The sequence below is a fragment of the uncultured Psychroserpens sp. genome (assembly GCF_947503375.1).
In the GTDB taxonomy this organism is placed as follows: domain Bacteria; phylum Bacteroidota; class Bacteroidia; order Flavobacteriales; family Flavobacteriaceae; genus Psychroserpens.
This window is the reverse complement of the sequence record NZ_CANNDQ010000002.1, coordinates 457,330-482,199: the sequence shown is the minus strand read 5'-3', so window position 1 is coordinate 482,199 and position 24,870 is coordinate 457,330. Positions and strand designations below refer to the sequence as shown.

The following is a 24,870-nucleotide window of genomic DNA, read 5'->3' as shown; positions in this document are numbered from 1 at the left end:
ACTAATTTTTTTGTAAGTATTTTTCTGGAATTTTATAGTCTTCAGATTCAAAGGTCCATACCATATTAGCGATCCACCATCTGCCTTTATGATTGATCAAATGATAGCTATTAATTCCTCGTTCTTCTGTGCCTTCAGAATCTTTACCATAAAAACTTTGAAATACACTAGCCAATCCATTATACTCTTCAACTACCTTACCTAATTCGTATTCCTCAAACCCTCTATCGTAATACACATCTTTCATCGACTCAATGAAGTCCTCAAGATTTGCTGTCTGTATTGGGATGTCATAGTTTTTATCATTTGAGAATACCGTAAATGTAGCAGTAGGAAGAAATAAATTCTTAAAAGCTTCCCAGTCTCTCTTTTTTCCTTCTTCACCAGAAATAATATTTAGCATTTCTGTTAGAATACCATCAATACTATTTACAGCCAAAGTATCTGAAACTGGTTTGTTTTGAGCGTTTGAATTAATTGCTAAGTAAAAAAATAGTAGAAAAATAAGAGGTTTCATGATTTTAATTTTAATTTCATTTCTAATTGAGTAATAAAAGGCTTGAGTCCAATACCAGTTAAAAAATTAATTGCCGATTTTGAGGTTTCATCAACGTTTATAATTGAAAGGTTTTTGTCATAATTTTCACTTAAATAGGTAACTAGAGCTTTAGCAACATCTTTATTTCTATATTCTTTGCAAACAGCTAGTTGTTGCATGCGTTTAGTTTTTGGGTGGTAAATCAGATATCCTATAAGTTCATTGTTAGAGTAAGCACCTATAAGTTTATGCTGTATTTTTAACTGCTCGATGCTTTGTCTAGAATTTTGCCAAGAGGGTAATACATCCCAAAACGATTGCATTACCGACCAGTTATAGTCGGAAATTTCTCGAATATTAAAAATTGTCTCGATTGGTGCAATTGAAAGTTCTCCTTTGAAACAGATTAACCTTCTTTCTGAATAATAGCCTACATTTTCATAGGATTTTATAGCAGGATGATTTTCGGAAATGACCTCCAAGAGTAGATGATCAAAGCTTTTAGCTCTCAGTATTGGTAGGATGAAGTCATACATGCGCTGAGTGAGTTTACGCCCTCTTTTTTCAGGTATGACACCTGTAGCTCCATTGTAAATTACAGATTTACAATTCAACTTGGCTTTTCCATGTAAAATAAAACCAATAAGTTTTTCGTTTTCGAATGCGCCAACAGATAGGTCTAGCTTTGTTTGATCTGCCTTTAACTTAGATTGAAACTGATCTAGTGTTAATTGCAATGGTATAAAATAATCTGAGAATGCTAAATTGAAGACTTCTAAAAGTTCTGTATCACTAACACCATTAAGAGTCTTTATATTCATTTTGAGATATTAATACAATTGATATGACTAAGTTAGTAAAAAAGAAATATTATCTTTTAGAAATAAAATCAATAGAGAATAATGAAAAAAAGCTTACAAATTGGGAATGGAATTGCATTGGGTTCAACGATAACTATTAATTATTTATCAAATACTGGTGTGATGAATAACACAACAATAGGTGAAGTATCTGGAGGTTTAAAGACGTTATTTACACCTGCCAGTTATGCTTTTGCAATTTGGGGATTAATCTATTTGTTATTATTAGGTTTTATAATCTATCAAGGAAGAAGTTTATTTGTAAAGGTAAGAGATGATGATTTTGTTTTAAAGATTGGATGGTGGTTCATTTTATCTTGTGTAGCTAATAGTTTATGGGTTTTTAGTTGGATTTATGGGTACACAGGTTGGTCATGTATATTTATTTTTATGGTTTTGGTCTCATTACTTAAGATCGTTTGGAACAATCGCATGGAATTATGGCATGCGCCAATATCGGTTACTTTATTTTTATGGTGGCCATTTGTTATATATAGTGGTTGGATAGCTGTTGCTAGTATAGCTAATGTTTCTGCTTATTTAGTGAAAATAGATTGGAATGGGTTTGGTTTGTCACCAGTAATTTGGACAGTACTAATGATTTGCGTTGCTACATTCGTTAATCTTGCCATCACTTGGAAGCGAAACATGCGTGAATTTGCACTCGTTGGCGCTTGGGCTCTAGTAGCCATTGGCATTGCTAACCATGAAACTGAAACTGTTGTGGCTGCAAGTGCTTTTGCCACAGCAGGAGTATTAGTTTTGAGCAGTTGTATTCACGGATTAAAGAACTTGAAAACAAATCCTTTTATAAAACTAATGACTAAAAAGAAATGATTCATAAAAAACGATCATACTTTTTCTAGCAAAGATAGACTGTCGAATAAATTAACTGTACCTTTGCAATCAATAAAAGAATGGTACTATAAGTTAGACGATCATTCGCCAACTAATTTATATGTCATTTCAATCTTTAGGCTTATCTGATGCCTTACTAAAAGCAATTAGTAAAAAAGGATATACAGAACCAAGTCCAATTCAAGAAAAAGCCATTCCTCCAGTTTTAGAAGGTCGCGATGTTCTTGCATCTGCACAAACTGGAACAGGGAAAACCGCAGGTTTCACCTTACCTTTACTGCATTATTTATCAGAAAATCCTAAGCAAAAATTTAGACCCATTCGTGCACTTATTTTAACGCCAACAAGAGAGTTAGCAGCTCAAGTGTATGAAAGTGTGAAGGATTACAGCGAGTTTTTAAATATTAGTAGTACCGTCATTTTTGGAGGTGTTAATCAGAAACCTCAGGTAGCAACATTACGAAGAGGTATTGACGTGTTAATTGCTACTCCTGGACGTTTACTCGACTTACATAATCAAAATTTATTGTCTATAAAACGCGTAGAGGTATTTGTACTAGATGAAGCCGATCGTATGCTAGATATGGGGTTTTTAAGAGACATTGAACGCATTATGAAACTAATGCCAGATAAGCGACAAAATTTGATGTTCTCGGCAACCTTTTCTAAAGATATAAGAAAATTAGCTAATGGAATCCTCAACCAACCAGTACAAGTTGAAGCCACGCCAGAGAATTCTACTGTTGATGCCATTTCTCAAAAAGTATATCGTGTTGCTAAGAATAAAAAAACGGGCTTAATTATTAAATTAATCTCTGAAGGAAATTGGAAACAAGTTTTAGTATTTACTAGAACAAAACATGGCGCTAATAAACTAACAAAAAAAATGCTTTCTGCAGGTATAAGTGCTGCTGCTATTCATGGTAATAAAAGCCAAGGTGCAAGAACCAAAGCTTTGGCTGGTTTTAAAAGCGGAAAAGTACGTGTTTTAGTTGCAACAGATATAGCAGCTAGGGGATTAGACATACCATTGTTACCACATGTAGTAAATTTTGAATTGCCTAATATTTCTGAAGATTATGTACACAGAATTGGTAGAACAGGTAGAGCTGGAGCCAACGGACAAGCATTATCTTTGGTTAGTGCTGATGAAACAAGCTATTTAAGGTCTATAGAAAAACTAATTGGTGAAAAAATTGAGATAGAGATCATTGAAGGTTTTGAACCAGATCCAAATGCTTCAACTGAACCTGTTAAACCTGGTCAGAATAGACAACGACAGCATTCAAAATCTAATCGATCTGGTAAGAATCAGAATAAACGAAATAATACAAGACGTCGTGGTGATAGACGCAACTAAATGACCATTGGTTTAAAATATAAAATACTAGAGGTTTGTGATAAAAAAATTGCTCAAAAAGCAGACCAGTAAATATTTCTTTTTATGCCTTTTTTAAAAACAATAATGATGATCCAGAGGAGCTAATTGAAGTTGCGACTTGGTGGATTGAAACTCATCAATTGAGTCATTTTGAAAAAAGCAGTTAAGATTAGGAAAATGATTCAACAGCTGTAATGGAAACTCAAAAGAATAACCCGCTTCATGGTATTAAGTTAGAACAAATCATTACTGATTTGCAAGCTCATTACGGTTGGGAGTATATGGCATACCAAATTAATATTAGATGTTTTACTCATGATCCATCTGTGAAATCAAGTTTAAAATTTTTAAGACGAACACCTTGGGCAAGAACAAAGGTTGAAGCGTTGTATTTAAATATGCTTAAAAACAGATGAATATCACAGATTTTGTTCAGCGATAATTTTAGCTAATTTTTTGTCTTTTTTTCTATTTAAATAGCGTCGTAAAACACCACCTTTAACACTGTTAACGTCAAACTCAACAATAAAGGCTTCATCATCAATACGAGAGACTATTCTGTAGATTTTTTTAATATCAATACGATTTATAATGGTGTGAATAATATCAAAATCTTGCATTTCGCCTTTACTACCAAATCCTTTTTTACCTTTATAAATGGTCATTCCTGCACCAAGGTCTTTTATGATAGCAAGTTTAATTGTCTCATATTCTTTTGAAACAATAGTAACACCTATAAAATCTTCAAACCCTTCAATAACCAAGTCAGTTACTTTTGCTGTAACGATATAAGTAAGTATCGAGTATAAAGCAACTTCAACAGAAATTAAAAATGCTGTAATAGTAAATAGAATTACATTAAACAAGAGTATAACTTTGCCTATACTAATACCAAATCTATCATTGACGAACACACCTAAAATTTCTGAACCATCAAGAACAGAGCCATTCCGAATAGAAATACCAATTCCTGAGCCTAGAAATAAACCACCAAAAATTGAAATTAATAGTTTGTCATCTGTAATGGTTTCAAAATTTTCAAAATGAATAAATAAAGCCAGTCCCAAAATACTAATAATAGATTTAACAATAATGCGCTTTGAAACTGTGTAATAACCCAAAATCAAAAAAGGAATACTGAAAATAATCAATAAATAAGAAATATTGACATCTACAAAAGTTTTGATTAATAGTGAAACGCCTGTAACGCCTCCATCTAAAAAACCATTAGGTAGTAAGAAGGCTTTTAAGCCAATACTTGCCAAAACAATTCCTAAAAAAACTTGAAAATATTCAGAAATTAATTTGTAGTACTTGGTTCGTTTTGTAATCATAGCTATATCAATTATTAAGCATAGTATTGCTTATGAATATGAGTCCATTATGCAAAGAATCTTTCCAAAATTCCCAAGTATGCTTACCGTCTCTCACACGATATTCATGAGGGATTTCCTTTTTTGTTAGATCAATATGTAATTGCGCATTACCTACGGTTAAAAAATCATCGTCACCACAATCAAAGTATATTTTTACTGTCTTTAAAAGTTTAGCAGCTTTAGTATTCACTAAGTGAAGCACATCATAGTCTTTATAGGTTTCAGTAATTCTATCTTTGCCTTTAGAGCCAATGATAGATGGTGAAAGTCGTCCAAAATATGAGTCGAAGCTATCTGATGACTCAGACATAATTTCTTCTTCAGTTGAGATACCAGCACTAAATCCAGCGCATACTCCAAATAGCTCATGATATTTCAATGCTAGTCTTAAACTACCTGCACCTCCCATTGATAATCCAGCTATTCCTCTATACTTCTTATGGTCTTTAACACGATACTTGTTTTCTATGAAAGGAAGAAACTCAGTTATAAGCATATCTTCATATGGATAGGTGTTGTCATCTTTGTTCATATACAAACGATCATCACCATCTGGCATAACGATAACCATTGGTAGGACTTTTCCATTTTCAATAAGTTGGTCTGCCACAGTTTGTAGTTCTCCATGTTTGACCCAATCGGTTTCATCACCAGTAAATCCATTAAGAAGGTATACAATAGGATAGGTGTTTTTTGAGTCGTCAAAACCATTAGGCAAATACACCGAATAATTTATTTCAGTATTCAGTAGTTTACTTGTCATTGAAAGACTTTCTAAAACTTTACTTTGCGCATTGATATTTAATAACGATATAAGCGTAAACGTAAATATTAGTCTTTTCATCAATGAAAATAGTATTTTAAGTCCTATCAAAGATATTAAATAATAGAAGATTAAACCTATACATTACAATTTAAAAACGAAAATCATGTCAATTGTCTTAAGCCTTCATAAACCACTATGCTTACAGCATTGGAGAGATTTAAACTTCTAATATGTTCGTTATGCAAAGGTATTTTATAAAGTTGCTCTTTATAGGTTTTAATCAAATGCTTTGGAAGACCAACAGATTCTTTTCCGAAGATCAAGAACATATCATTTTTAAATGGGATTTTCCAATATAGTTTATGACCATGACTAGAAAAGAAAGCAAATTTCTTATCGTAATGATGATCAAAAAAAGCATCGATTGAGTCGTATATAGTGACGTCTAAATGTTGCCAATAATCTAAACCTGCGCGTTTTAATCTGCTATCATTCAATTCGAAGCCAAAAGGTTTGACTAGATGTAATTTAGATCCAGAGGCCAATGCCAATCTGCCAATATTACCAGTGTTATTTGGAATTTCGGGTTCAAATAAAACGATATTAAGAGCCATTAATTAAGAATAGAGTTAGTGAAGTTTGATATTGAATTTATGCCTTCTTTAGTCAGATGTTTTATGAATGCACTGCCTATAATAGCACCTTTTGTATATGCAGTTGCTTGTGTGAAAGTTTCATTATTAGAAATACCAAAACCTACAATTTGGGGATTTTTCAATTTCATGTCTGCGATACGTTTAAAATAAGTAGTTTGTTTTTCTCGAAACCCAGAACTGCTTCCTGTGACACCTGCAGAGCTTACCATATAAATAAATCCATTTGAAATAGAATCAATAAACTGTATGCGCTTAATAGAAGTTTGTGGTGTAATCAAAAATATATTTATTAACCCATAGGCTTCAAATATTGATCTATACTGCTCGTTGTATACATCAATTGGTAAATCTGGAATAATAAGACCATCAATTCCAATTACTTTACATGTTTTACAAAATTTTTCAACTCCATATTGAAGGATTGGATTGAAATAACCCATAATAATTAGAGGTATAGTCACATTTTGACGAATACCTTTTAATTGGTCAAACAGTATTTCGGTTGTCATTCCGTTGCTTAGTGCTTTTGTAGAACTTTCTTGTATGGTAGGACCATCTGCTAGAGGATCACTAAAAGGTAAGCCTATTTCAATCATATCAACACCGTTTTTTTCAAGGTCTTGAATAATGCTTACCGTGTCGTTTAAATTTGGATAACCAGCAGAAAAATATATTGATAGAAGCTTCTTGTCTTCTTGTAATTTTTGGTTTATTCTATTCATTTTATATTTTGAAATAGTCAATATAGTTTTGTAAATCTTTATCACCTCTACCTGATAGATTGATCACAATAATATCATCTGTTTTAAATTGTTTATGATTAAAAATGGCCAATGAATGTGAGGTTTCTATAGCAGGAATAATACCTTCAAGCTGACTCAATTCTAAACCAGCAGTCATCGCTTCATCATCTGTAATAGATATAAATTCGGCACGTCCAGACGTATATAAATGTGCATGCATCGGGCCTACGCCAGGATAGTCTAAGCCAGCTGAAATAGAATAAGGTTCAGTAATTTGGCCATCATTTGTTTGCATTAATAGCGTTTTGCTTCCATGAATAATGCCTTCTCGCCCTAGAACAGATGTGGCCGCACTTTTACCAGAGTTGATACCTTTACCAGCTGCTTCAACAGCAATTAAATTAACATTTATATCTTCTAAATAATGATAAAAAGCTCCTGCAGCATTACTGCCACCACCAACACAAGCAATAACATAGTTTGGTTTTGTAGTACCTTCTTTATTTTTGAGTTGCCATTGAATTTCTTCTGAAATAACAGCTTGAAAACGGGCTACCATATCTGGATAAGGATGAGGACCAACAACACTCCCAATAATATAATGGGTATCTACAGGATTATTAATCCAATCACGAATGGCTTCGTTGGTAGCGTCTTTTAAAGTTCGACTACCTGAGAGAGCTGGCCTTACTTCAGCGCCTAACATTTTCATACGTGCAACATTAGGTGCCTGACGAGCAATATCTATTTCTCCCATGTATATGATGCATTTCATATTCATTAAAGCACAAACGGTTGCTGTAGCTACACCATGTTGTCCTGCACCAGTTTCTGCTATGATTCTAGTTTTACCTAAGCGTTGTGCCATTAATATTTGACCGATTGTATTGTTTATTTTATGTGCGCCAGTGTGATTTAAATCTTCACGTTTGAGGTAAATTTTAGTATTGTATTTTTTGCTTAAGCGTTTAGCAAAGTAGAGTGGAGAAGGACGTCCAACATAGTCTTTTAAGAGTTGATCAAATTCAGCTTTGAATGATGGTTCAGCCATAATTTGAAGATAATTCAGCTGTAACTCTTCTATATTTGGATATAGCATTTCTGGGATGTAAGCGCCTCCAAATTCTCCGTAATACCCTTTTTCGTTAATATTATAACCCATGTTGTCTAAGCTTTTCTAGTTCATTTGTATTTTTATAGCCAGGCTTTATTTCAAATTGACTGTTAACATCAATGGCGTAACAGTATTTTGAAGCTTCATTTTTTTTGAAATCCTTTAATTTTTTAATCTCATTAAGCCCAATTCCGCCACTTAAAAAAAAGGGTTTAGAGGATGGGTAGTTATTTAAAATATCCCAATTGAAAGTGTATCCGTTACCTCCTGGTAATTCTCCTTTGGTATCAAATAAAAAGTAATCACAAACATCCTCATAAGGCTTTAAAACTGAAAAGTTGAAATTATTGTTTATACTGAATACTTTGATAACTCCAATGCCATTTTCTTGTAGATACTTGCATAACTTTGGAGTTTCTTGGCCATGAAGTTGGATTGTATTCAAGCTGTGTTTGTTAATCATTGCTATAATATGATCAATTTCAGCGTTTACAAATACACCTACTTTTTTTATTGATTTAGGTAGTTGTGGAATTTGACTCTCAAAATACCGTTTTGATTTCTCATAAAATATAAAGCCCAAATAATCTGGTTGTAATTGAGCAACTTCATTAATATTGTCTTTATATTTCATACCACAAACTTTCAGTTTCATTTTGTCAAGCTATTTATAAATTGTGCTGCACTTTTACCTGCATTATCGGTTTTCATAAAATTTTCACCAATCAAAAATCCTTGATAACCATAAGCTTGTAATGCTTTAATTGCTTGTATATTGCTGATACCACTTTCAGAAACTTTCACAAAATCGTTTGGTATGAACTCACTTAATTGTTTGCTTATTTCTAAACTTACTTCAAAAGTTTTCAAGTTTCTATTGTTTACGCCCAACATATCAATAGAAGGCATGATTGATTCTTTGAGCTCTTGCGCATTATGTACTTCAAGTAAAACGTCTAAGTGTAATTGCTTAGCAAGTAATGAGAATTGTTCAATGGCTTTAGTAGATAATATAGCAGCAATTAGTAAGATTGCATCTGCACCAAAAGCTTTAGCTTCTAGTATTTGATATTCATCAATAATGAATTCTTTTCTTAGTATTGGTAAGCTGCAATTTGAACGTGCTAACAGAAGATCATCTAAGCTTCCGCCGAAATATTTCCCATTGGTAAGTACAGACATTCCGCAAACACCAGCATCTTCATAACCTTTGGCAACATCAAAAACATTTAGGTTATGATTAATGACTTGTTTTGAAGGTGAGCGACGTTTGTGTTCTGCAATAATACCAGTAGTGCTAGATCTCAATCGCATTGATAATGATGTAGTATCTCGTGAAAATAATACAGACCTTTCCAGCTGCTTTATAGGAATAAGCTGTTTACGAAGATTTACTTCTACACGTTTATCGGTTACTATTTTAGTTAGTATATCCATTAATTGTTCAATGCGATTAACTTCTCTAAACTTGCTTTAGCCTTACCGCTTTTTAAACTTTCTTTAGCGAGATTGAATCCTTCTAGATGTGTTATTTGATTTGCAGTAGCTATTGCTAAACCTGCATTGGCACACACCACATTGTTTTGTGCTTTTGAACCTTCGCCATTAATGATTTTTTTGAAAATCTTAGCGGCTTCCTTAACAGTTGCACCACCAAAAATTTCAGATTCTTCTACGGTGTTTAAGCCTAAATCTGAAGGGCTCAACATGGTTTCTGAGGAATTAGAAATAATTTTCGTGTTTCCGGTCAAAGAAATTTCATCATAGCCATCTAAAGCATGAACGATGCTGTAATTCTTATTCGTATTTTGATATAAATACCCGTATATGCGTTGAAGTTCTAAGTTAAATACGCCTACCATTTGATTTTTAGGGAAAGCCGGATTAACCATTGGGCCCAACATATTAAAAAATGTTTTAACACCAAGTGCTCTTCTTATTGGTGCTACATTTTTCATTGCTGGATGAAATAAAGGCGCATGCATGATACATATTCCAGCTTGGTCTATTGTGTGTTTTAATTGCGCTTCGCTATTGGTGAATTTTACACCTAAAGTTTCCATTACATTAGATGATCCAGATGCTGAAGACACACCGTAATTACCGTGTTTTGCGACTTTAATACCAGCTCCAGCAGTAACAAATGATGCTAGTGTAGAAATATTAAACGTGTCTTTTCCATCCCCTCCAGTTCCGCATAGGTCTATCGCATTGAAATCGGATAAGTCAACAGGAATACATAATTCTAACAGTGCGTCTCGAAAGCCTTGTAATTCTTCAAGCGTAATGCTACGCATCATGTAAATGGTTAAAAAAGACGCTATCTGACTTTGATTGTATTTGCCTTCAGAAATATGAACTAAGACATTTTTAGCTTCTTCACTTGAGATGCTCTCATGGTTAATTAATCTATTTAGTACATCTTTCATATTAACTATTGATCCAATTTTCTAAAATTTGTTTTCCATTTGGAGTTAATACCGACTCAGGGTGATATTGAACGGCTCTAACATCATAAATTCTATGTCTCAACGACATAACTTGCCCGTTATCATCAAAGGAAGTAGCTTCAAGTTGTTCAGGAAGCTTTGCATCTACAACCCATGAATGATAGCGTCCAACTTCTATCTCTTTATCCATGTTTTTGAATAGGGCTTCATCATCCACACTAATTTTCACTTTTGTGGCAACACCATGATAGACTTTATCTAAATTTACAAGTGTGCCTCCAAAAACTTCTCCAATGGCTTGCTGTCCTAAACAAACTCCTAAAATACTTTTGGTAGCTGCGTAGGTCTTTATAATGGACTTAAGAAGACCGGCTTCATCTGGAATACCTGGGCCTGGCGAAAGTACGATCTTTTCAAAGTGCTTTACGTCTTCAAGGGTTAGCTTGTCATTGCGTTTTACAGTGACATTACAGTCTAGATCTTCTAAATAATGAACCAAATTGTATGTAAAACTATCGTAGTTATCTATTACTAATACATTCATATGTCTTCGGCTAGTTTGATCGCTTTGGTTAAAGCACCTAGTTTATTATATACTTCTTGTAATTCGTTCTCAGGATTTGACTTTGAAACCAATCCAGCACCTGCTTGCCAGTGCAGTGTATGATTTTTACTTAAGAAGGTTCTAATCATGATCGCATGGTTATAGTTACCTTGAAAGTCCATGAAGCCAATGGCACCACCATAAAATGCTCTGTTTGTTTTTTCATACGCTTCTATAAGTTGCATGGCTTTGTGTTTCGGTGCGCCACTCAAAGTTCCGGCAGGAAATGTATCTGCTACTACTTGAATGGTTGGTGTTTTGCAATGTACTTTTCCGGTTACTTTACTTACTAAATGAATCACATGTGAGAAAAATTGAGCTTCTCTATAGGTTTCCACTTTTACTTCGCTTCCATGTCTACTTAAGTCGTTTCTTGCAAGATCAACTAACATAACATGTTCAGAATTTTCTTTGTCATCTTCAGCTAGTTTTTTAGCCAGTTTTTGATCGGCTTCATCGTTACCTGTTCTTCTGAAGGTTCCTGCAATAGGATGAATTTCGGCTTGACCTTTATTAACTACCAATTGCGCTTCAGGAGAGCTTCCAAAGATTTTAAAATTACCATAATCAAAATAAAATAGGTAAGGAGAAGGGTTTATACTTCGTAAAGCTCTATAGACATTAAACTCGTCACCTTTAAAATTTTGAGAGAATTTTTTTGACAAAACCAATTGAAACACATCTCCTCTGGCACAATGTTTTTTAGCTATTTCTACTTGATTTTTATAATCATCATCAGAGAGATTTGAAGAAATTTCAGAATTGGTTTTGAAATTATAAGATGCAAAATTTTTCGAATTGATGAGTTGTAATACTTCATCGATATTATTTTCAGTTTCAAAACAGTGTGCAAAAATATAGGCTTCATTTTTGAAGTGATTGATGGCAATTATATTCTGGTATACTGCATAGTAGATGTCTGGAATTTCAATTGAATTGGGTTTTTTGTTTATCTGTACATCTTCAAAATATTTTACAGCATCATAAGCTGTGTAGCCAAAAATACCGTTGTTAATAAATTTAAAGTTCTCATCTGAATTAACCTTAAATCGCTTTGTGAACTTATGAATTTCGTCGGTTACCGACACTTTTTTTGTATAGTTCTTTTTTGAGCTTCCGTCAGGATAACCTTGCTCTATAATATTCTCGTCTACTTGAATTGAAGCTATAGGATTAAAGCAGATATATGAGAAGCTATTATCGTTAGTGTGATAATCGCTACTCTCTAACAGAATGCTATTTGGGTATTTATCTCTAATTTTTAAGTAAATACTCACTGGTGTGATGGTATCTGCTAATATCTTTTTGTAATGTGTATATAGACTGAATGTTTTCATTTGTTGTTATTAAAAAAGGCTTGTCGTGAATGACAAGCCTTTTTTATATTTTATTTTAAATATACTATAGCGTTAGTTCACGAAGTTTGAGTTTCGAGATATCCACCACCAAGTATGATTTAAATTTGTGTTCATTGTTATTATAAAGTTCAAATATAAAGATGAAATTTTAAGTTTTCAAATTTATTCAACTAAAATAAAAAAGATTCCCAAATTAATGGGAATCTCCTTGTCTAAATGTTGCTATTAATCAACTTCTGTAACTTTAAAAAGTTAAATTAACATTTAGATCAAATTCATCATAGATGGCTTTGTCTTTTAAATTGTCGAAAAAACTTGCTGATCCATATCTTATATCAAATTTTGTTCTATCAACTTTAAACTTTGCTGAAGCCGTATTTTCGTCTATTACCATGTCTAGAACTACAGGATTTGTTTTTCCTTTTATAGTTAAGTCGCCAGAAACTTTATAAGCGCTATTTTCTCCTTTTACATTAGTGATATGGAAGGTTGCTTTCTTATGGTTATTAACGCCAAAGAAATCATCAGATTTTAAATGACCTTCTAATTTTTCTTTTCCGCTACCAGCTTCTAGATCAGTAACGTTGATCGTTGTCATATCTATGGTGAAATGACCTCCAGCTAGTTGATCGCCTTCAAATATTAAAACCCCTTCACTAAGGTTAATAGTTCCTTCGTGTGAACCAGTAACCTTATGACCTTTCCAGGTAATATTACTTTCTTTAACTTTTACTTTCTTTTCTGAAATTGTAGAAAATGACGCAATAGAGGTTGCTAATACTAAAATAAGTCCAGTTTTTAAAATGTTGTTTTTCATTGTTCTTTATTTAATGTTTGTGTTTTGGGTTATTGTTTTTCTAGTTTATTTAATAAAATGTTTAATTGTTCTAATTCTTTTTTTGATAAATTCGAGGTGATATAAGTTTCAGTATCATTAACAATTTGATCTATTTCTGTTAGTTTATCTAATCCGGTTTCTGTGATGTAAATTTCTATCTTACGTCTGTTGAGTTTACATTCTGTACGTTTAACAAAGTCTTTCTTAATCAATTTATCAATCAACCTTGTGGTATTACTCATTTTATTAACCATGCGTTCTTGAATGTCTTGAAGGTTAAGAGGATTTCCTTTTTGGCCTCTCAGTATTCGCATGACATTAAATTGTTCAATAGACAAATCGTGAGGTTTTAAAACACTTAATAATTCACTTTTTATCCAATTATTGGTCAAAAACAAATTAATTACCGTTTGTCTTGATAACGGCAACTTTGCTTTGGTTTTTAATTTTAAATTTAATTCTTTCATATACAATAATTGTATATACAAATGTAAATTAAATTAATTACCGTTTGTCTAAAACTTTGTTAAAGTTTTATAATGGATGATTAGGTTTAATAACTTTATAACATGAAATATGTGTATATCATATGTGTACTACTTTTAGTGTCTTGCAATAATAACGGCACAACAAAAGAACAAGATCAACAAGTTGCTGAGGTTGAAAAAGAATTGATTGTAGACTCTCCTCTTGAAGTTTATGACTTTGATGGACTTCAAAAATTCTTAACAACTACAGGTGATAAAATCTATGTTGTTAATTTTTGGGCTACCTGGTGCGCACCTTGTATAAAAGAACTTCCTTATTTTGAACAACTCAATAAAAACTACAAGAATAAGAATGTTGAAGTGCTTTTAGTTAGCTTAGATTTTCCAAGTAAGTATGAATCTAAGCTTAAACCTTACATAAGAGAAAAAGGGCTAAAATCTAAAGTTGTAGCTTTAGATGATGTAGATTCTAACTCATGGATTCCGAAAGTAAATCAAAATTGGACTGGAGCGATTCCAGCAACTCTAATATTTAATAAAAACAAACGAAAATTTTACGAACGCTCATTCGATTATGAGCAATTAGAACGAGAAGTTAAACCATTCCTTAAATAATATGAACTTATGAAAAAAGCATTAAACACATTTTTTGCAATAATTACTATAGTTGCATTATCTTCTTTTACAAACTTTGGAGGAGGTCATGGCTATCATATTGGTGATATTGCTACAGATTTTGAATTAGAAAATATAGACGGTAAAACGGTGTCTTTGTCTGACTATAAAACAGCTAAGGGCTTTATAATAGTATTTACGTGCAATACTTGTCCTTACGCTGTAGCTTATGAAGATAGAGTAGAAGCTTTAAATAAAAAGTATGCAGACAAAGGGTATCCTGTAATTGCGATTATGCCAAACAATACAGATGTTAAACCAGGAGATAATATGGAAGCCATGCAAGCACGTGCTAAAGCTAAAGGGTTTACATTTCCTTATTTGATGGATGAAGGTCAAAAAATATATCCTCAGTATGGCGCTACCAAAACACCACATGTTTATGTACTAGAGCGTACTAAAAAAGGGAATCAAGTAAAATACATTGGTGCAATTGATGATAATTATAAAGATGCCAAAGCAGTAAATATTAAATATGTTGAAGATGCCGTTGATGCATTACTTGCTGGTAAGGAAGTAAAAGAACCAAAAACTAGAGCTATAGGTTGTTCGATTAAGGTGTAAATCGACAAATAACTATAAATTTTAACAGTCCGGAGTGTTACACTTCGGACTTTTTTTCGTCTTTAACATAAGAAAATGCTAAATTAGCATGGTTTTTGATGTATATATTTTTTAAAGATAATTATGGCAGATTTATCACAAAATGAATGGGCTTCAAAATTGAATGCAGATAAAAATGCAGCAATTTTAGATGTTAGAACACTTAGTGAGATTGAAGAAGGTATTATTCCAAATGCAATTCATATTGACATTTACAAAGGTCAAGGGTTTGTTGATGAAATAAAGCAATTAAACAAATCTAAAACTTATTATGTGTATTGCAAAGCTGGAGGAAGAAGTTCGCAAGCATGTGCTGTAATGAATCAACTCGGATTTGAAAAAACATACAACCTATTAGGAGGCTTTAGCGAATGGCAAGGTGAAGTCTCTTATCCATAAAATCAATCAAACATGAAAAAAATCAGTATTGCCTTAAGTATTGTTTTTGTAATCTTATTTGCAAGTTGCAAAAATGATCCTCAAACCGAAATTATAGTAGTCACTCCTGAAGAGATGAAATCTCTTTTAGAACTTGAAGATGTACAAATTGTTGACGTAAGGACACCTGAAGAGTATGAGCATGGTTTTATTAATAATTCTCAAAACATTGATTTCAATTCTCCTACTTTTGATGAAGACATCACTAGACTTGACAAGACAAAGCCAGTTATTCTGTATTGTAAATCTGGAGGGCGTAGCGCAAAATGTTCAAAAAAACTTCAAGCAGCTGGATTTGTTAAGATTTATGACCTAGAAGGCGGCATTACACAATGGAAATTTGAAGGCTTAGAGTTGAAAACTTTCGATTAATGTCTTTTACTGATCTGTCACAGCTTACAACTTGATCTTATCTATTTTAGGAAATTTTTATAGGTATAATTGAATTGCAAATCATAAATTTGACAATTCATGACTTAAATGACCTAACATCAACTTATGAAACATTTAGTTTTAAGCTTTTTTTGTGCATTGTTTTTTATATCATTTTTAAGCGCTCAAGTTTTTGAGCCTGTAATGTGGACAACTTCAGTTGAAAAAATATCAGATAGTGAGTACATACTAATTTCAAATGCAACTATTGATAGCGGTTGGCATTTGTATGCACAAAATGTTCCTGAAGATGGACCAATTCCAACAACGTTTGCTTATACTTCAAATACTGATTTCGAAATATTAGGTAAAACTATTGAAGAAGAAGGGCACGTAGTTGATGATCCAGTTTTTCAAATGAAGATTAAGTTTTTTGAAGACAAAGCAGAATTTAGACAACGTGTAAAAATCCTTAACGAAGAACTATCTCTCATTGAAGGTGAGGTAGAGTTTATGGTATGTGATGATAGCAAATGTTTACCTCCTGATACCGTTAATTTGACTTTTACTATCAAGCCATCAAATAAGAAAGACAGTAACGTTGAAAATATCTTTGGAGCTGAACCTAGTGAAAAAACACAGTTTTTACAGCCTGTGACTTGGAAGGCTTCAGTTAAAAAAATCTCAGAAACCGAATACGATATCATATACGATGCCACTATAGATAAAGGGTGGCATTTATATTCACAAGAAGCCTATGAAGGTTTAGGACCAATCCCAACACAGTTTTCTTATACCAATGTATCTAATACCTACGATTTGTTAGGTAAAACCTCTGAACCAAATGCAGAACCTATTTTCGATAAGGTTTTTGAATTAGATATCAAATATTTTAATGATAAAGCTCAGTTTGTTCAACGAATCAAACTTAATGATTCTACCATTACACGTATTAATTCTGATGTATTGTATATGGTGTGCAACGACGAGAAATGTGTCAATGGCGAGGAGCAATTTGATATTGCTTTAGATGGAAGTCAAAATAACGTTAAAGATGCTGTTATTGATGATAAAAATAAAGCAAAATCTGAAGCGTTAGATTTAAACGTTACAGGTCAAGATCAATATGAAGAAGAGAAGGTCGAAGAAAAAAGTAATTTAACAATCTTTCTATTAGGGTTTTTAGGAGGTCTTATAGCCTTGTTAACTCCTTGTGTATTTCCAATGATACCATTAACGGTGTCCTTTTTTACTAAGAGTGCAGGTAATAATCAAAAAGGAATTGCTAACTCTGTAATGTATGGTTTCTTCATCTTCTTAATTTATTTCTTACTTAGTTTACCATTTCATTTACTAGACTCGTTAGACCCTGAGATTTTAAACAATGTATCTACAAACGTCACATTAAATATTATTTTCTTCATCATATTTATTGCATTTGCATTCTCGTTTTTTGGGTATTATGAATTAACGTTGCCGTCTTCTTGGAGTAATGCTCTAGATAGTAAAGCTAATAAGATAGGAGGTCTAATAGGTGTTTTTTTTATGGCGCTTACTTTGGCTATTGTCTCCTTTTCTTGTACAGGACCTATTTTAGGAACTTTATTAGGAAGCTCTCTAACTTCCGATGGAGGAGCAACACAGTTAACCTTAGGGATGAGTGGGTTTGGTTTAGCTCTAGCTTTACCATTTACATTATTTGCAATGTTTCCTAAATGGCTAAACTCACTACCAAAATCTGGTGGATGGTTAAATACTGTAAAAGTAGTACTTGGATTTATAGAATTGGCTTTGGCATTAAAATTCTTATCGAATGCTGACTTGGTAGAACACTGGGGAATTTTAAAGCGTGAGATATTCATTGGCCTTTGGATTATTATTGGTATTGGTTTAGTATTGTATCTATTTGGGAAAATCAAGTTTCCTCACGATGGTCCTTTACAAAAATTAAGTAAAGGAAGAATAGCAATAGGTTTACTCACTGTAGTATTTGTAATTTATTTAATACCAGGCCTTACAAACACCAAGTATGCTAACCTTAAATTATTGAGTGGCTTTCCACCGCCTTTATTTTATAGTATTTATGAAAAAAATACCGAGTGTCCTTTAGGCTTAAATTGTTATAAAGATTTAGATGAAGGAATTGCTGCTGCTAAAACAGAAAACAAACCAATTATGTTAGATTTCACAGGTTGGGCTTGTGTTAATTGTAGAAAGATGGAAGAACAAGTTTGGAGTAAATCTAAGGTGTTTGATATGCTCAATGATAATTACGTGATCATCTCATTATATGTTGATGACCGAAAAGAACTATCCGAAGATCAAAAGTTTGAATACTTAAAACCTTCAGGAAACGTTAAGAAGATTAAAACTATTGGAGATAAATGGGCAACCTTGCAAACCATTAACTTTAAAAACAACTCTCAACCGTTTTATGTGTTGTTAGACCATGATATGAAAATGCTGAATCACACCACAGCATACACACCTAATGATGATGAGTATCTTGAATGGCTGAAAGTTGGATTGCAAAATTTTAAAAACTAATCAAACCTTATAATAAACATTTTCAAAAGGGACTCTAAAACGTGGGCCATAAATACCGTTATCATCTCTAATACCACAGCCTATAATCATATTGATCTCTGCGCCTCTAGGTAAGCCTAAAATCTGTTTCACTCGTAAAGTGTCACTGCCTTCCATCGGACAAGTATCATAGCCTATAGCTGCCATACTTACCATAAAATTTTCTGCGGCTAGACCAGCACTTTTATGAGCTACAATGCGCATATCACTTAAGCGGGTTTGTCTGTAAATCGGGCGAAATAAACCTACAATTTGAAAGCACCAATATTTGATAAGACCAAGAATTCCGAATACATCAAAATAAATTGTAGGAATCAATTTTTTGTAATAATCTGTAGCTTGTTTTTTGCGTTTTTCTAATCGAGGTTCTAAATCAGGTTTATCAAATACTTTATTTAAAAATTCAATATTAGCATTAGCGCGTTGACGCCATAAATCTTTACGAGTGACTACAACGACTAATTGTTGGGCCGTTTTTGCTGCATTTTGATTGAAACAAGCACTAGCTATTTTACTTAAAACCTCTTTAGAGGTAATGTGATAAAATTCCCATAACTGCAAATTGCTACTGGTTGGTGCTAATGATGCATTGTATAGGCACTGTTTTACTTTTTCCGGATCTATGGCTTCGTCTTTGTAAATACGTGTAGATCGCCTGTAAGCTATAGCTTGAGAAACTGTTTTTTCCATGAATGTAAATTAAGTAAATAAATTCTAGGAGAAAAACCAATCATAGCATTTACTTCCAACCCAATAACCACAACCTAGAATAAGCGGATAACCAAGAAAAAGCCAGATATAATCTAAAACCGAAAGTTGACTTAATGAAGAAGAACCATTTTGGGATAATAATTCTATAAAATCATACCACGATTTAAGTCCGATTTTTATCACAACAGCATTAGCAATTATAGCTGTAATGAGAATAGAAATTCCAATGATGTAAAGTTTCAGCATGATTATTTGGTTGACGATTTGAAATAATGAAAAAAATAATAAATATTATGTATTGTAAAACATCAATTTTGTTTTTACGTTCGTATATAAAATGTGTTTAACACTTTTTAAATTTATGAAATTAACCTTTAAAAATAGTTGGTTAAAGCGATTTATAAAAATTGTTGTATCTGTTTTTGTTTTAACCCTTTTATTTTGTGTGTCGGTATATTCAGGTTTATGGGGAAAGTTACCCTCAAAACAAGAATTGCAAAATATTAAACAAGCTGAAGCAAGTGTACTATTGGATGCTGATGAAACATTGATAGGAAAATATTTCATTTTTGATCGACAAATCGTACAATATGAGCAACTTCCTAAGCATTTAATTGATGGTTTAGTTGCAACAGAAGATGTTAGATTTTATGAGCATTCAGGGGTAGATTACAAAAGTTTGTTTCGTGTGTTCTTCAAATCATTATTATTACAAGATACTTCTTCTGGAGGCGGAAGTACCATAAGTCAGCAGTTAGTTAAAAACCTTTACGGTCGTGAGTCTCATGGCTGGTTCACAATGCCAGTGAATAAAGTTAAAGAAATGATCTTGGCTTCACGAATTGAAAGTATATATTCTAAGGAAGATATTATTACGTTATACTTGAATACAGTTCCGTTCAGCGAAAACACTTTTGGAATAGAAAGTGCATCACAACGTTTTTTTAGTGTATCTGCTAGCCAATTGAATCTTTCGCAATCTGCTACATTAATTGGTACACTTAAAGCTTCTCATAGTTTTAATCCTAGGTTGTTTCCAGAGCGAAGCGAACTAAGACGTGATGTTGTATTGCAGCAAATGGAAAAGTATAATTATATCACTTCAGAAACACGTACAGCAACCAGTTCAATGCCATTAAAAGTGTCGTATCAAAAGTTTACGCATACAGAAGGAATTGCACCTTATTTCAGAGAGAAAGTACGAATGGATGTTAAAACGATTTTAGATAGTTTGGCAAAGGCAAATCACCAAACCTATAATCTTTATAAAGATGGTTTAAAAATTTATACCACATTAGATATAGATATGCAGCGTTATGCAGAGAGTGCCATGGAGCAACACATGAAGTCGTTGCAATCTCAATTAGAAAAAGATTATGGTAAAAATGCACCTTGGATTGTAAACCATGACCTAATCAATCAACGAATTAAAGCATTACCACTTTATAAAAGATTAAAGAAAAAGAAATGGAGTGACACAAAAATTTTTGATTCATTGAATACAAAAGTGAATACCCAACTATTTTCTTGGAAAGGGTCTGTCACTAAAGAAGTTTCAGTAATCGATAGTCTTACGCACATAATGAAGTTTTTGAGTTCTGGTTTCATAGCCGTTAATCCAAAATCTGGTGCAGTAAAAGCATACGTGGGTGGAATAGATTTTGAGAACTTTAAATTTGACCATGTATCAGCATCAAAGCGTCAAGTAGGCTCTACCTTTAAGCCAATTGTATATACAGCAGCACTTGAAAATGGTATAGATGCTTGTGCATACTATCCTGTAAAAGAGGTGACGTATACTAACCAAAAAGATTGGACACCTACTAATGGAGGAAAAGAGGAGGTAGATAGGCATCTTAATTATTCTATTGAGAAAGCTATAAGTGAATCTGTTAATACTGTTGCAGTTAAAGTGCTTGAAGATGTTGGTATTGAAGCTGTCATTATACAAGCTAGGAAAATGGGTATTCAAAGTAAATTACCAAAAGTACCATCACTTGCATTAGGAACAGCAGAATTATCAATGCTAGAATTAATTGGAGCTTACACAAGTTTTTCCAATCAAGGATATGTTTCAAAACCTTTTTATATTACGAAAATCACTAATAAAGTAGGTGAGGTCATTTATGAAAGACAAACTCAAAAACAAACATCAGTAGCTTTTTCTGAAGACACTAGACAACTAATGGTAGAAATGATGAAGTCTACGATCAATTCAGGTACTGCCAAACGCATGAGAAGTACTTATGGACTTAAAAATGATTTGGCTGGTAAAACAGGAACAACTCAAAACAATAAAGACGGTTGGTTTGTAGGTTTAAGCCCTAATTTAGTGATGCTGTCGTGGGTTGGTAATGATGATCACCGCTTAGGTTTCAGTTCAACTTCAATTGGTCAGGGTGCAAATTCGGCACTGCCTATAGCAGCTTTATTTTTAAAGCAAATGAATTCAGACCCTAAGTTCAATGCCATAACTAAAGCAAGTTTTGAAGCACCCACTGAAGCTACTATATCTGCTTTAGATTGTGATGCTGAAAAACGAGATGGGTTTCTAAAACGCCTATTTACTAAAGATAAAAAAGAGCGTGAATTTGATACGGATTCTGAGAAAAGAAAAAAGAAAAAAGGTATTTTTTCTTTTTTGAAAAAGGATAATAAAAAAGAGAAGTGAGAATTTTTTATTTAAGCGTTAACTTTTTTTTTGCTTAAGACTTTCGATAAATTAAAAGTAGCATTGGTACAATAATTAAAGCTCTTCGTCCAAAACCACTTGTTTTGCATAACATTGGTTTCCTACATTTAGACCAACTCCAAGTTTGATCCTTTATCTTAAATGAAAAGTGAAACTTCATTTATTATACGCTTTATCAAATTAAAATTTCAATCAATAGCATGTGTAAAAATTGCATAATGCTTAGCTAACCAACAAAAAACCGATTAATTATGTTGAAAAAATTAGTTGCATCATCGATGATGCTAGCAATGGTGTTTACCATGAGTTTAAATGTATATGCTCAAGATTCTGAAGATTATACCATGTGGGAAACCCTCATGTTTACTCCAGATTACACTAAGTTAAAAACACTACAAGAAAATATGCGCAAGCATAACCAGACGTATCATAAGGACGCACCTTATACTGCAAATGTTTATAATATTACTTCAGGGCCAAATGCTGGACGAATGATCTGGCAAATGGGACCAATGATGTTCAAGCATAACGATTCAAGACCAGGAGAAGGTGGTCATGATGCAGATTGGAGAGATAATGTAATGCCTTATGTTAAGGAAATACAAACCATAGAGTATTGGTCTCAGGACGATGAATTATCAAATACAAGTATGCTTACTGGACCTGAGGTAAAGTATCCTATCTTGTATGTAAGATTTTTTGAAGTTGATAATGATCATGGCTACTCTTTAAGGCACATTTTTAAGCAAGTTAGCGCTACGGTAAAATCGCTTGAAGGCGAAAACCCTTGGGGTTTATACTATAACAATTTTTTACAAGGAAATTTAGGTAGACATATTGCTACGGTAGGGTTTTCAAAAAATTGGGCAGACTTTGATAGAGATATGAAGTTTAAAGAAGCCTTTGTTAAGATTCATGGTGAAAACTCGTGGGATACTTTTTTAGATACACTAGACGGGACTTTTACAAATCGCTGGGACGAAATTTGGGCTTATAACAAAAACTTAAGCGGAAGGTAATAATTATTGTTAACTATAACATTAATAACCCTTGAGTACCACTCAAGGGTTATTATTTTTCGAAATAGTATGTAGAGTATTAATCAGGACACTTTTTCTTGTCCCTTTTTTTCTTTCTGAGTTTAGCTTTAAACTTATTTTTGTCTTTATTATTTGGAATTACTTTTAAATTAATTGGTCTTATTTTAGTAGTATCAGTAACACCACCTGTATTTAAATTATCGGGATCTACAGTGTAGGTTGTTGTTACAGACCAGCTAAAGGCAGCTAGAACTTTCTCTGGTGTTGGGTCAATACAAATCAACTCTGTTATAAAAAATGATTTTCTAATAATCACATCTCCTTTATTTAAGACAACTCGTTTCCCTCCAACCCAAATCGTATCATTATGTACAATATGTGGACCATCTGTTAAAACAAGATTGCCGTCTTTTTCCTGCTGTGCTTGATAACAATACCAATCACTACCTTTTTCAAGCGTTTCATTATCTATGTGATAGCCTTTAGAGTCATATAAAGGTTTACGATCTCCAGCTTTAGTAATAGTTGTAGATACATATTGCACCCAACACGCTTTTGTGCATTCCATTTCAGCAACACTTGTAAGCGGCACACTAATTCGAGTTAGTGCACCTGAACCTTTGTGAGGCTTTGGCTTATCCCAATCTGCATTGTCTCTAGGAAGAGTGCCTACAATAATATCTTTTGGGAATGGCATTGACTTTGTTTCGCAAGGGTCTTGAATTTTAAAATCAACAATTTCAAAAATGTCCTGTGGCCTTACTTGTGTTGTACCATCAGTAGCTGGAGTGAAATTTTCCTTGTAGACTTTCTTTTCGATGTTGTTACAATTAAAATTATAGGTTTCAAAAGGAACATTATCTTTATAAATAATGACAGTGATATTTTTAGCTTTAGACCTAAGTCTAGCGTTTTTACCAGGTTTTAGTTTTAGACCACTACCTTCAGCTTCGGCTCCGCTATCATTGTATGCAGCGATGCGTATGTCTGGCATAATGCCTTTAAATGTAATATGCGTGATACAACAACTGCTTTTACTTAGCTCCAGTTTTTCTTTTGGAATTTCAGGAATTTCTTGATACATGATCTTTTCGGAGATTTCTGAAAAGGCCATATTGCCAGCAGTCATGCCAAATCTGTATACAGGAACGGCTAGCGTATTTATATGGTTTGATTGCACACTTACTAAAGCGCCTTCCTCAGAAATTTCAGGTAACCGTTCAAAGTAAACATATAAACTATCTACTTCAGATCTATTGGTGATTACTTTTGAAGGTGTTATGATTTGGTCTAAGAACTTAACCTTAGTATCAGCATTGAAATTAGTGCCAGCAATTATAAGCTCAGCAGGTTCTCCTGTTTCAATATCGTCCTCAATGAAATCAGCATATAAAAGAGATGATCTTTTACCATTTAATATCTCTTCTAAATATATGATATCGTTAGTATTTATAAGATGGTCTCGATTAATATCTAGCTCAGCAAAAGGCATGATGGTGTTGTCGAATGCAGCGTGTAAAATTTTCATATCAATGTCTGATACTTTACCATCATCATTCAAATCACCACCAAATCCAAACTCATAAGTTTCTATTGGAGGCATATCTTCTAGAGTGATGTCTTGATCTGTTACTTGAGTGATTGTCTTCTTGCATGAAATAAATACTAATGCAAAGCAAATTGTAGTAATAATTGATTGTTTCATGAGCAAAAGAATTTAAAG

General features: G+C 33.0%; 28 protein-coding genes. 11 read left to right on the top strand and 17 right to left on the bottom strand.

Annotated elements, in window-relative coordinates; translation table 11 throughout:
- Position 1: 1 nt before the first annotated feature.
- Together Q0876_RS05565 and Q0876_RS05560 are read right to left on the bottom strand one after the other, a co-directional pair.
- Positions 2–517: a hypothetical protein gene (locus Q0876_RS05565; RefSeq protein WP_299224959.1), complete on the bottom strand. Its 516-nt coding sequence runs from the start codon at positions 515–517 to the stop codon at positions 2–4.
- Positions 514–1,359 carry a GNAT family N-acetyltransferase gene (locus Q0876_RS05560; protein WP_299224957.1) on the bottom strand — a complete coding sequence of 282 codons (846 nt, stop codon included), beginning with the start codon at positions 1,357–1,359 and terminating at the stop codon, positions 514–516. Before Q0876_RS05560 ends, Q0876_RS05565 begins: the two co-directional genes overlap by 4 nt.
- Positions 1,360–1,440: 81 nt before the next feature.
- On the opposite strand from Q0876_RS05560, the gene Q0876_RS05555 reads away from it, so the two are divergent.
- From Q0876_RS05555 to Q0876_RS05540, 4 genes are all read left to right on the top strand, one after another.
- Positions 1,441–2,235 carry a tryptophan-rich sensory protein gene (locus Q0876_RS05555; RefSeq protein ID WP_299224955.1) on the top strand — a complete coding sequence of 265 codons (795 nt, stop codon included), beginning with the start codon at positions 1,441–1,443 and terminating at the stop codon, positions 2,233–2,235.
- Positions 2,236–2,356: 121 nt separating this feature from the next.
- Positions 2,357–3,616 (top strand): DEAD/DEAH box helicase, encoded by a 1,260-nt coding sequence (locus Q0876_RS05550; RefSeq protein WP_299224953.1) that lies wholly within the window; start codon positions 2,357–2,359, stop codon positions 3,614–3,616.
- A 74-nt stretch (positions 3,617–3,690) separates the two neighbouring features.
- The gene (locus Q0876_RS05545; RefSeq protein WP_299225177.1) at positions 3,691–3,804 is read left to right on the top strand and encodes a DUF6500 family protein; all 114 of its coding nucleotides are present in this window, start codon (positions 3,691–3,693) and stop codon (positions 3,802–3,804) included.
- Positions 3,805–3,831: 27 nt separating this feature from the next.
- Entirely contained in the window at positions 3,832–4,053 is a 222-nt protein-coding gene (locus tag Q0876_RS05540) for a VF530 family protein (RefSeq protein ID WP_299224951.1), read from the top strand.
- 3 nt (positions 4,054–4,056) lie between these two features.
- Here Q0876_RS05540 and Q0876_RS05535 read toward each other — a convergent pair whose 3' ends face one another.
- From Q0876_RS05535 to Q0876_RS05480, 12 genes are all read right to left on the bottom strand, one after another.
- Positions 4,057–4,971 carry a YitT family protein gene (locus Q0876_RS05535; protein ID WP_299224949.1) on the bottom strand — a complete coding sequence of 305 codons (915 nt, stop codon included), beginning with the start codon at positions 4,969–4,971 and terminating at the stop codon, positions 4,057–4,059.
- A 7-nt stretch (positions 4,972–4,978) separates the two neighbouring features.
- Positions 4,979–5,857 (bottom strand): alpha/beta hydrolase-fold protein, encoded by an 879-nt coding sequence (locus Q0876_RS05530; RefSeq protein WP_299224947.1) that lies wholly within the window; start codon positions 5,855–5,857, stop codon positions 4,979–4,981.
- A gap of 83 nt (positions 5,858–5,940) precedes the next feature.
- Positions 5,941–6,393: a tRNA (cytidine(34)-2'-O)-methyltransferase gene (locus Q0876_RS05525; protein WP_299224945.1), complete on the bottom strand. Its 453-nt coding sequence runs from the start codon at positions 6,391–6,393 to the stop codon at positions 5,941–5,943.
- On the bottom strand, positions 6,393–7,157 hold the full coding sequence (gene trpA / locus Q0876_RS05520) for a tryptophan synthase subunit alpha (RefSeq protein WP_299224943.1): 765 nt from the start codon (positions 7,155–7,157) through the stop codon (positions 6,393–6,395). The genes Q0876_RS05525 and trpA overlap by 1 nt, the downstream gene beginning before the upstream one ends.
- Before the next feature lies 1 nt (position 7,158).
- Positions 7,159–8,340, bottom strand: coding sequence for a tryptophan synthase subunit beta (gene trpB, locus Q0876_RS05515; RefSeq protein WP_299224941.1), 1,182 nt, complete (start codon positions 8,338–8,340; stop codon positions 7,159–7,161).
- On the bottom strand, positions 8,330–8,947 hold the full coding sequence (locus Q0876_RS05510) for a phosphoribosylanthranilate isomerase (protein WP_299224939.1): 618 nt from the start codon (positions 8,945–8,947) through the stop codon (positions 8,330–8,332). The genes trpB and Q0876_RS05510 overlap by 11 nt, the downstream gene beginning before the upstream one ends.
- Positions 8,944–9,729, bottom strand: a complete 786-nt coding sequence (trpC, locus tag Q0876_RS05505) for an indole-3-glycerol phosphate synthase TrpC (protein WP_299224937.1) — start codon at positions 9,727–9,729, stop codon at positions 8,944–8,946. The genes Q0876_RS05510 and trpC overlap by 4 nt, the downstream gene beginning before the upstream one ends.
- The gene (gene trpD / locus Q0876_RS05500) at positions 9,729–10,721 is read right to left on the bottom strand and encodes an anthranilate phosphoribosyltransferase (protein WP_299224935.1); all 993 of its coding nucleotides are present in this window, start codon (positions 10,719–10,721) and stop codon (positions 9,729–9,731) included. The genes trpC and trpD overlap by 1 nt, the downstream gene beginning before the upstream one ends.
- 1 nt (position 10,722) lies before the next feature.
- Positions 10,723–11,286, bottom strand: a complete 564-nt coding sequence (locus Q0876_RS05495; protein WP_299224933.1) for an aminodeoxychorismate/anthranilate synthase component II — start codon at positions 11,284–11,286, stop codon at positions 10,723–10,725.
- Complete coding sequence (locus Q0876_RS05490) at positions 11,283–12,683, bottom strand: anthranilate synthase component I family protein (RefSeq protein ID WP_299224931.1); 1,401 nt, start codon at positions 12,681–12,683, stop codon at positions 11,283–11,285. Before Q0876_RS05490 ends, Q0876_RS05495 begins: the two co-directional genes overlap by 4 nt.
- Positions 12,684–12,948: 265 nt before the next feature.
- A complete protein-coding gene (locus Q0876_RS05485; RefSeq protein WP_299224929.1) occupies positions 12,949–13,521 on the bottom strand; it encodes a YceI family protein in 573 nt (190 codons plus the stop codon).
- Positions 13,522–13,550: 29 nt separating this feature from the next.
- The gene (locus tag Q0876_RS05480) at positions 13,551–14,009 is read right to left on the bottom strand and encodes a MarR family transcriptional regulator (protein ID WP_299224927.1); all 459 of its coding nucleotides are present in this window, start codon (positions 14,007–14,009) and stop codon (positions 13,551–13,553) included.
- A gap of 102 nt (positions 14,010–14,111) precedes the next feature.
- Between Q0876_RS05480 and Q0876_RS05475 the strand changes: the two genes are divergently transcribed.
- The 5 genes from Q0876_RS05475 (at position 14,112) to Q0876_RS05455 (ending at position 18,665) form a co-directional block, all read left to right on the top strand.
- The gene (locus tag Q0876_RS05475) at positions 14,112–14,645 is read left to right on the top strand and encodes a TlpA disulfide reductase family protein (protein WP_299224925.1); all 534 of its coding nucleotides are present in this window, start codon (positions 14,112–14,114) and stop codon (positions 14,643–14,645) included.
- Positions 14,646–14,654: 9 nt separating this feature from the next.
- Positions 14,655–15,269, top strand: a complete 615-nt coding sequence (locus tag Q0876_RS05470) for a thioredoxin family protein (protein WP_299224923.1) — start codon at positions 14,655–14,657, stop codon at positions 15,267–15,269.
- Between the two features lie 123 nt (positions 15,270–15,392).
- Positions 15,393–15,707: a rhodanese-like domain-containing protein gene (locus Q0876_RS05465; RefSeq protein WP_299224921.1), complete on the top strand. Its 315-nt coding sequence runs from the start codon at positions 15,393–15,395 to the stop codon at positions 15,705–15,707.
- Between the two features lie 12 nt (positions 15,708–15,719).
- Entirely contained in the window at positions 15,720–16,118 is a 399-nt protein-coding gene (locus tag Q0876_RS05460; protein WP_299224920.1) for a rhodanese-like domain-containing protein, read from the top strand.
- Between the two features lie 126 nt (positions 16,119–16,244).
- Positions 16,245–18,665, top strand: a complete 2,421-nt coding sequence (locus tag Q0876_RS05455) for a protein-disulfide reductase DsbD (RefSeq protein ID WP_299224918.1) — start codon at positions 16,245–16,247, stop codon at positions 18,663–18,665.
- Here the strand turns inward: Q0876_RS05455 and Q0876_RS05450 are convergent, their stop codons facing one another.
- Together Q0876_RS05450 and Q0876_RS05445 are read right to left on the bottom strand one after the other, a co-directional pair.
- Positions 18,666–19,394, bottom strand: coding sequence for a nitroreductase family protein (locus tag Q0876_RS05450; protein ID WP_299224916.1), 729 nt, complete (start codon positions 19,392–19,394; stop codon positions 18,666–18,668).
- A 24-nt stretch (positions 19,395–19,418) separates the two neighbouring features.
- Positions 19,419–19,661 (bottom strand): hypothetical protein, encoded by a 243-nt coding sequence (locus tag Q0876_RS05445; protein WP_299224914.1) that lies wholly within the window; start codon positions 19,659–19,661, stop codon positions 19,419–19,421.
- Positions 19,662–19,776: 115 nt separating this feature from the next.
- Between Q0876_RS05445 and Q0876_RS05440 the strand changes: the two genes are divergently transcribed.
- Positions 19,777–22,086, top strand: coding sequence for a transglycosylase domain-containing protein (locus tag Q0876_RS05440; protein WP_299224912.1), 2,310 nt, complete (start codon positions 19,777–19,779; stop codon positions 22,084–22,086).
- Positions 22,087–22,358: 272 nt separating this feature from the next.
- Entirely contained in the window at positions 22,359–23,126 is a 768-nt protein-coding gene (locus tag Q0876_RS05435) for a hypothetical protein (protein ID WP_299224910.1), read from the top strand.
- 79 nt (positions 23,127–23,205) lie between these two features.
- Here Q0876_RS05435 and Q0876_RS05430 read toward each other — a convergent pair whose 3' ends face one another.
- A complete protein-coding gene (locus tag Q0876_RS05430) occupies positions 23,206–24,852 on the bottom strand; it encodes a hypothetical protein (protein WP_299224908.1) in 1,647 nt (548 codons plus the stop codon).
- Positions 24,853–24,870: the final 18 nt, after the last annotated feature.